The following is a 6,766-nucleotide window of genomic DNA, read 5'->3' on the forward strand; positions in this document are numbered from 1 at the left end:
GCACTCTTTCACAAAAAGCTACACCTCAAATCAGCGATGCCCCTCGTGCCTCTGCTTTACGCTTCAATCACAACTCGGAGATTTCCCCGCTTGCGCACAACGCGACAAGACGTTGCCGACTCCGCCCGCGCCTCTAGCGAACTGCCCTCCCGGACAAACTCCAGATCCACCAGAGTAGAACCCACCCGAAAGTTCTTCAGCGACAAATGCTGAATGGAGGCAGGTAAAGCGGGATCAATAATCCTTAAGTGATTTCCGGGCGCATCAGGCACCAGATTTACCATCACCTGAATCAACTGAAAGATCGTACCCGTTGCCCAAGCTTGCGGCGAACAAGCCACCGGATAGCGGACAGGCTCAATGTGATCGCGCTGATAGCCACAGAACAGCTCTGGCGGACGCTGATAGGGCTGCTCCATAGTCATATCAATCAGCCCTTGGCTGACCTCTAGCGCCTGCTCCACATGACCAATCGATCGCAACCCCAGAGTAATCATGCCATTGTCATGCGGCCAGACCGAGCCAACATGATAGCCCATTGGATTGTATGCCGGAGAAAGGCTGCTGAGGGTGCGAATGCCCCAGCCGCTAAACATATCCAGGGCATGCAGGCGTTCTGCAACGCTCTTGGCGCGCTCAGGCAAAAAGATCCCCAAATTTAGACAATGTCCGGGATTAGAGGTAATACTATCTACCTGCTTACCCTCGCCATCTAGCGCCAAAGCGCAGAAATCTAAGTCAGCAACCCAAAAGTCTTGATTAAAGCGAATCTTGAGCTGTCGGGCTTCCTCCTGCCAGCGATCGGCTAAATCAATTCGCTTCTTGAGTCGGGCAATTTCGCTCAAGCGAACCTTGGCGGCATAGACATAGCCCTGCACCTCGCTCAGGGTAATGGGTCCCTTCGCCTGCGTGCCGTCTCGGTAGACAATACAGTCCCCAGAGTCTTTCCAGCCCTGGTTCATTAAGCCTTTTTTCGATCGCCGATCGTATCTCAGATAACCTGTCTCTTGGAGGTTGCGATCGATCCAGCTCATCGCCGCCAAGGCATTCTCCCACAGCTTGTCTAGCGTCACCTGGTCGTAAGTCCAGGCATAGTATTCGGCGTAAAGCATGATCCACAAGGGCGTTGCGTCCACCGTGCCGTAGTAGGGCGTGTGGGGAATTTCATGGCAACGCGCCATCTCGCCCAAGCGCAGCTCATGCAGGATTTTTCCAGGCTCTTCTTCTCGCCAGTCGTCGTCTGTCTTGCCCTGATATTGCGCCAAAACGGTCAGGGTTTCACGGGCGATCGCCGGATCTAAAATCAGCGTTTGGGAAGCCGAAATAATGGAATCTCGCCCAAACAAGGTGCAAAACCAGGGCACCCCAGCCGACAAAATCTTGCCCTGCTCAAAAGTTTGCCGCAGCAGGTAAATATCATGCTCAGCCCGTTCGATCACCTGATTGAAGGCGCGATCGTTTGAGCGAATTTGGGTGATCGAAGTCCGCCACTCCTGCTCTTCCTGGGATTCGGCTGCTTTCGCCTGCATCAGCGTTAGGGGCGCATTGACTTTGGAAACCGGACGGCTGTTAGTCAGCGTTTCGAGCCGATAGCCGATGCGCTCGGTCGTGTGCGACTCTAGCTCTAGCTGCCAAATGGCAGTATATCCCTTGAATAGATCGGGCAACCGATGCAGAAACTGGATGTGCGACTCCATCACATCGCCGTCTAGTCCTTGGTAGCCCATGGTCAGCTCAGCAGCAGCGGAGTAAAGAACGGGAGCTGGAATCGTGCCTTCAGTCGCGCTGTCTGAGGCATCGATCAGAAATTCGCCTTTCGCATCCGGGACTTGCTTGATGGCGGGGTCTGCCACAACTCGCCGCAAGAGCCGCCCCTTACCTTTGCGGCTAAAGCCTCGAATTTCAAACAAATCCATGAAATCGGCATCGAAGCTGAGAGACAGCTCAAACTTCAGAGTCTTCGTGCTGTAGTTTGTAATGGTTGTCTCTTCAAACAAACCGCCGTTTAGGGCAATATCTCGCTGAATGCCAATGGTTTCGGCAGGAATGCGATCGTCATCAATTCGAGGATTGGCGCACAGCACCGAGAGTGCAAATCCTTTGTGGGCATTGCTGCTGAGCAAGACGGGAATCCGTCCTTCAATTTGCAGCTCAGAGCGGCTTAAAAACCGGGTGTCCCGTCCAAATAGACCCATGCTATCGATCGCCCCATCGCCCAAACAACCTGAAATGTTGCCGAGCGTGTCGGTAATCAAAAACAGGTCGTCGTCTTTAAGGGTCAGGGTCAGGTGAGATTGATCAGCAGGGTTTACACAAGCCCACTCTGATATGGGCAGTTGATCTGCGGGAACAAAAACTCTGCCGTTCAGTTCGATAATATCCGACATAATGCGCTCTTATAGGACATTCCATCTTCGATCTTAGTTGAGGATCTTAGGTTAGAAAGCCTTGACAAGCGGATCAACCGATGTGGCTACAGATTCGACAGCCAGTTCTCTCGCCAAGCCGTCTCTGCCCATGCTGAAGGAAGGGTACATAATGGATTGTGCCAGCAGACGACGATAGAGGTCGCTGAGCTGAATGGCAACCCCTGTCCAGCTAAAGTTTTCTTGCACTCGTGAAGCCGCCTGCCGTCTTAGCTTGCACGCCCAGACTGCATCAGTGAGAATACGATCGATCGCCTCTGCAAAAGCGGCATCATTGTAGGGAGGCACCAGCAGCCCGGTTTCCTCTGGCACTACCGTAAACTTCAAGCCCCCCACATCGGAAGCTACGACTGGAGTGCCGCAAGCCATTGCCTCGATCGCCACCAGCCCAAATGGCTCATAGTGACTGGGAATCACACAAACATCTGCGGCTGTGTAGTAGGCTGGCAAAACATCATGCCCAATCCTGCCCGCAAACGTCGTCTGGTCGGCAATGCCCAATTCCTCTACGATTTTCTCAATACGCGATCGTTCTAAACCATCCGATTGACCGGGTTCACTGCCACCGACAATTACCAAGCGCAAAGGCTGCTCTGCTGGACGCTTAAGCATTGCAAAAGCACGGACTAGAGTTTCAATGCCCTTCCGAGGATCGAATCGTCCTACGTAGAGAACAACCTGATCCTCTGAATTGAAGCCCAGTCTTGACCTTGCCTCAAGCTTGGATAGAACGCGAAAGTTACTGATATCGGTACCGCAAGGAATAACTTCGATATACCCCTTTTGAGAAACCAGCGATCGCAATTGCTCCTGTTCTTGAGGGCTAGTTGCCACAATACAATTGGCTTCTTCTAAAATTTGGCACTCCACATCCATACGGACTTGGGCAATAGGAGGGCGATCGACTGCCTGATACTTGACCGCTCCCAGAGAGTGATAGTTGTGAATCACCTGAATGTTGCTGAGCTTTCGCAACTCTAGTCCAATCCAAGCCGACATCCAATAATGGGTATGCACCAGAGGATAATTCGTCCCCTCTCGCATTTGAAATTTCTGAAACGCATCCACAAATTCCGGCAGATACTCAAAAAGGCGATCGCGCGGAATAAATTCTTCTGGCCCAGCAACAAGCCGGATCGTGCGACAGAAGGGCGAATGCTGCACAATCACCGGGTCAGTAGCGCGACTCTTGCGCGTGAACATATCTACCTGCCAACCCAGCTTAGCCAGAGCTTCACCCACTTGACGCACATACACGTTTTGACCGCCTGCTTCTTCCTTGCCAATTTCCGCTGCCGGATCGCCATGGTCTGAAATTAGCGCAATGGCTTGTCTAGCTGGCGCTCTTGAGGGTGCAACTTCCGGAGAGGTGGCGATCGCCTTCGTTGCAGCACATGCCTGAACATTAGGCACTAGCCTAAAAGATTGTGAAATTGCGTTCACCATAATTGAACCTCGTTGCTTAACCCCATAACTGGAACCCTGCTGTTTGCAACATCACGCGTCTGCAATACTACGACTTGCAACAATCACCTCAGCCTGCCAAGCTAACGTTGGGCTGATAGTGACCATTGCGACTAAATCGATCCTGTAGAAGCTGGTTGTAGACTGCTTCATAGCCATCTGCCATCTGCTTAACGCTAAAATGGTTAGAGGCATACTCACGGCAGGCGAGGCGATCGAGAGTGCCAACTTGCTTGACCGCTGCAACACATTCCTCAATCGTGTCGCACAAGAAGCCTGATACCCCAGGCTGAATGACTTCAGGCGTAGAACCAAGCCGCATAGCAATTACAGGTGTTCCAGCCGCCATAGATTCAGTCATCACCAAACCAAACGGCTCTCTCCAGGTAATTGGAAACAGAGTTGCGATCGCCCGCCCCATCAAGTTATTTTTCTGCTCATGGTTGGCTTCGCCCAAAAATTGAATCTGAACTCCATCCACATGGGGCTTAATTTCTTTTTCAAAAAACTCTACGTCTACCACATCGATTTTGCCCGCCATTTTCAGCGTCAGACCCGTTGCTTTGGCAATCGCGATCGCATGGTGTGGTCCTTTTTCGGGCGACATCCTTGCCAAAAAAGCTAAATAGGGCGGCTCGTCCGGTTGAGGAAAAAATTTGTGGCTGCTGACATCAATACCGTTATAAACAGTTGCTACGCAATTGAGTTCCAAGTCAAGCTCTCGCTGCGTATTAGAAATGCTGACGTAGGGTTGCGCTTTGGCATGAGAAAACATTTTGCGATTATCTGGGGTAAACACACCATGCAGCGTATGTACGGTCGGCGTTTTCACCAGTTTTGTGTAGGGTAGAGCCACACAGCCCATGTGGGAGTGGATAACATCAAAATCACCTGCCCGCTCGTAGACTTGACTCATTTGCAGCATTTCATATATGCCGTACTCTTTCACAGTTGAGTCGAGCCGAAGCGCTTGAGGATGAACCGACGCAAGCTTTGCAAGGGTAATAGAGTCGCCAGAAGCAAATAGCGTAACCTCATGTCCTCGCCGAACGAGTTCATCGGTCAGCAGACCTACAACCAACTCAATTCCACCGTAGGCTGGAGGAGGAACGCGTTCCCAAAGAGGAGCAACCTGAGCAATACGCATAGTGAATTCCCTCTAATTAAAATCAAACTCAGGTAAACCCTAAGTAAATACTTATTTGCTTGCTGTAGTGACCATAGTGCTAAATATAGCGCGATCGTCAAGGTTTTCTGCATCTTCCTTTTGAGAGATTCACACTGTATCAATTGAAAGAAATAGACAAGTTTACAAAAATATAAACCTCTTAAATCGCAAATAGATTACTTCTAGATCAATAAATCAAAATAACTAAATCTAAAAATAGACTTTTAAATTTAACTAAAATAAGATTTTTTAGATGCTTTCAGGATAAGTAAATGAATTTAAAAACGAACGCTAATACACTTAGTCAGAGATCCCCAGTAAAGCCAGTGGCATGATGAGTGTGACCGCCTCAAAGGCGAGTGGTCTGGCATCAAATGCCCTTCAACAATACGACACTCCTTTTGCCGCGCTAGCTCATGGAGAACTGACCCTAGAAACTAAGGAAATCTTCAACACGGTTCTCTTCGGGTCAAAAGTCAGCCGCAAGATCGTTGAGGTCATCAACAGTCGTGGGGGATTGAGTAGCGAGTAGCTGCTTGCGTAGTATCTTGCCAGAACTGGATGCTGAGAGCTTTAAGATCGGTTTGAGGCTTTGGGAATGGATGACTCTGAGTAAGAATTTACAATAGCTGTTGGCGCTCTGCAGATGAGAACATCTAGACGGCAGCGGTCGCGGCTTCAAATTGCGGAGTCATAGGGCAAGCTTGTGATTATCTGATTCTATGCTGTTTGAATTCAGGCACGATCGCCCCTTTCTCTCAGCTGTACGATCGCCTTCCAAAACCTTACAAAAACCGATTGCCCCTTCACGGATCGCCTTCCGAAATCTGGGTACATAGGCGATCGCCCCGTCAGTCCCTCTACCAATCGCCTCTCTAACAATTGTCTCCCGAAACCTTGCAGAAAACCGATCGCCCCTTCACCGATCGCTCTCCCGAAATCTGAGCAACATGAGCGATCGCGCTTCACGCTTCCCTTTGGGCTAATAAACTTCATCATGAGTTCCAATATCGAGCAAAACAATGACCTCGCTATTTATCTCCGTATCCTGTTCAATAGAGAAATTGAAGACCGTTAAACCTACCGCTCAGTTTGTGGGTGCCTAAGCTTGGGGTAAATACGTCTGCTTCCATTTATTGTAGGGTTTCTTCAATGCGTTGCTGGAGGTCAGCGTTCCGTTTGACAAACTTGCGGAATGCTCGTTTGAACTTTGGAGTCAAAACCAACGGTCTCATTCTTCTGACTCTTGCAGAGACTGGCGCAGTGCTACAATGACATTCTCGGCTGACTGGTGTTGAAATTTACCTGCACGAAAATCAGCTAAGGTTTGTTGAGCCTCCACAGCCATGTCTGCACGACGACTCTCGTAGTGTCGGTTTTGCAGAAGTTTTATCAGCATTTCTTGCTGCTCGTAGGGCAATTTCAGAGCGTTTTCTAGAATCTGATTAAGGGTGCTCATAGCTTTGGACTACTGCCTCTCAGGTGGAATGGTTTGCGAAGCTAGGTAAATTGTATTGCTCATCTCCTCCACTTGTAAGCCGCTTCTTCCTCTCAGATTGATTCACTCTAGTGCTGCGTCAAAACTAGAAATTAGGGTTGGCAACTGCGTCTAGATCGGCGAAGGTGTATAGAACCCATTTGAGATCTTAAGAAGATGCTGCAAGCCGCTTCACCATTAGCCTAACGAAGCAGAGGTGAATCTTGGTCG

General features: G+C 49.8%; 6 protein-coding genes and 1 pseudogene. 1 reads left to right on the forward strand and 6 read right to left on the reverse strand.

The window, feature by feature from the left end; translation table 11 throughout:
* Nucleotides 1-56: 56 nt before the first annotated feature.
* The 3 genes from AC5JMP_RS08130 to AC5JMP_RS08140 all read right to left on the reverse strand — a co-directional run bounded on the left by AC5JMP_RS08130 (nt 57) and on the right by AC5JMP_RS08140 (nt 5,037).
* Nucleotides 57-2,387 carry an amylo-alpha-1,6-glucosidase gene (locus AC5JMP_RS08130; RefSeq protein WP_495850944.1) on the reverse strand — a complete coding sequence of 777 codons (2,331 nt, stop codon included), beginning with the start codon at nt 2,385-2,387 and terminating at the stop codon, nt 57-59.
* A 51-nt stretch (nt 2,388-2,438) separates the two neighbouring features.
* Complete coding sequence (locus AC5JMP_RS08135; RefSeq protein ID WP_495850945.1) at nt 2,439-3,872, reverse strand: glycosyltransferase family 4 protein; 1,434 nt, start codon at nt 3,870-3,872, stop codon at nt 2,439-2,441.
* Between the two features lie 88 nt (nt 3,873-3,960).
* Nucleotides 3,961-5,037, reverse strand: a complete 1,077-nt coding sequence (locus AC5JMP_RS08140; RefSeq protein ID WP_495850946.1) for a glycosyltransferase family 4 protein — start codon at nt 5,035-5,037, stop codon at nt 3,961-3,963.
* Between the two features lie 352 nt (nt 5,038-5,389).
* Here AC5JMP_RS08140 and AC5JMP_RS08145 point away from each other — a divergent pair, with 352 nt between their 5' ends.
* Complete coding sequence (locus AC5JMP_RS08145; protein ID WP_495850947.1) at nt 5,390-5,590, forward strand: hypothetical protein; 201 nt, start codon at nt 5,390-5,392, stop codon at nt 5,588-5,590.
* Nucleotides 5,591-5,793: 203 nt separating this feature from the next.
* On the opposite strand, the gene AC5JMP_RS08150 is transcribed toward AC5JMP_RS08145, so the two are convergent.
* From AC5JMP_RS08150 to AC5JMP_RS08160, 3 genes and pseudogenes are all read right to left on the reverse strand, one after another.
* Nucleotides 5,794-6,057 carry a hypothetical protein gene (locus tag AC5JMP_RS08150; RefSeq protein ID WP_495850948.1) on the reverse strand — a complete coding sequence of 88 codons (264 nt, stop codon included), beginning with the start codon at nt 6,055-6,057 and terminating at the stop codon, nt 5,794-5,796.
* A pseudogene (locus AC5JMP_RS08155) lies at nt 6,041-6,293 on the reverse strand (type II toxin-antitoxin system RelE/ParE family toxin). Before AC5JMP_RS08155 ends, AC5JMP_RS08150 begins: the two are co-directional and overlap by 17 nt.
* The gene (locus AC5JMP_RS08160) at nt 6,290-6,517 is read right to left on the reverse strand and encodes a hypothetical protein (RefSeq protein ID WP_495850949.1); all 228 of its coding nucleotides are present in this window, start codon (nt 6,515-6,517) and stop codon (nt 6,290-6,292) included. Before AC5JMP_RS08160 ends, AC5JMP_RS08155 begins: the two are co-directional and overlap by 4 nt.
* Nucleotides 6,518-6,766 lie beyond the last annotated feature (249 nt).

Source organism: Drouetiella sp., from assembly GCF_059504425.1.

Bases quoted from the DNA above. Each gene is read 5' to 3' on its own strand.
- AC5JMP_RS08130 (WP_495850944.1), bottom strand. From the start codon at position 2,387: ATGTCGGATATTATCGAACTGAACGGCAGAGTTTTTGTTCCCGCAGAT.
- AC5JMP_RS08135 (WP_495850945.1), bottom strand. From the start codon at position 3,872: ATGGTGAACGCAATTTCACAATCTTTTAGGCTAGTGCCTAATGTTCAG.
- AC5JMP_RS08140 (WP_495850946.1), bottom strand. From the start codon at position 5,037: ATGCGTATTGCTCAGGTTGCTCCTCTTTGGGAACGCGTTCCTCCTCCA.
- AC5JMP_RS08145 (WP_495850947.1), top strand. From the start codon at position 5,390: ATGATGAGTGTGACCGCCTCAAAGGCGAGTGGTCTGGCATCAAATGCC.
- AC5JMP_RS08150 (WP_495850948.1), bottom strand. From the start codon at position 6,057: ATGATGAAGTTTATTAGCCCAAAGGGAAGCGTGAAGCGCGATCGCTCA.
- AC5JMP_RS08160 (WP_495850949.1), bottom strand. From the start codon at position 6,517: ATGAGCACCCTTAATCAGATTCTAGAAAACGCTCTGAAATTGCCCTAC.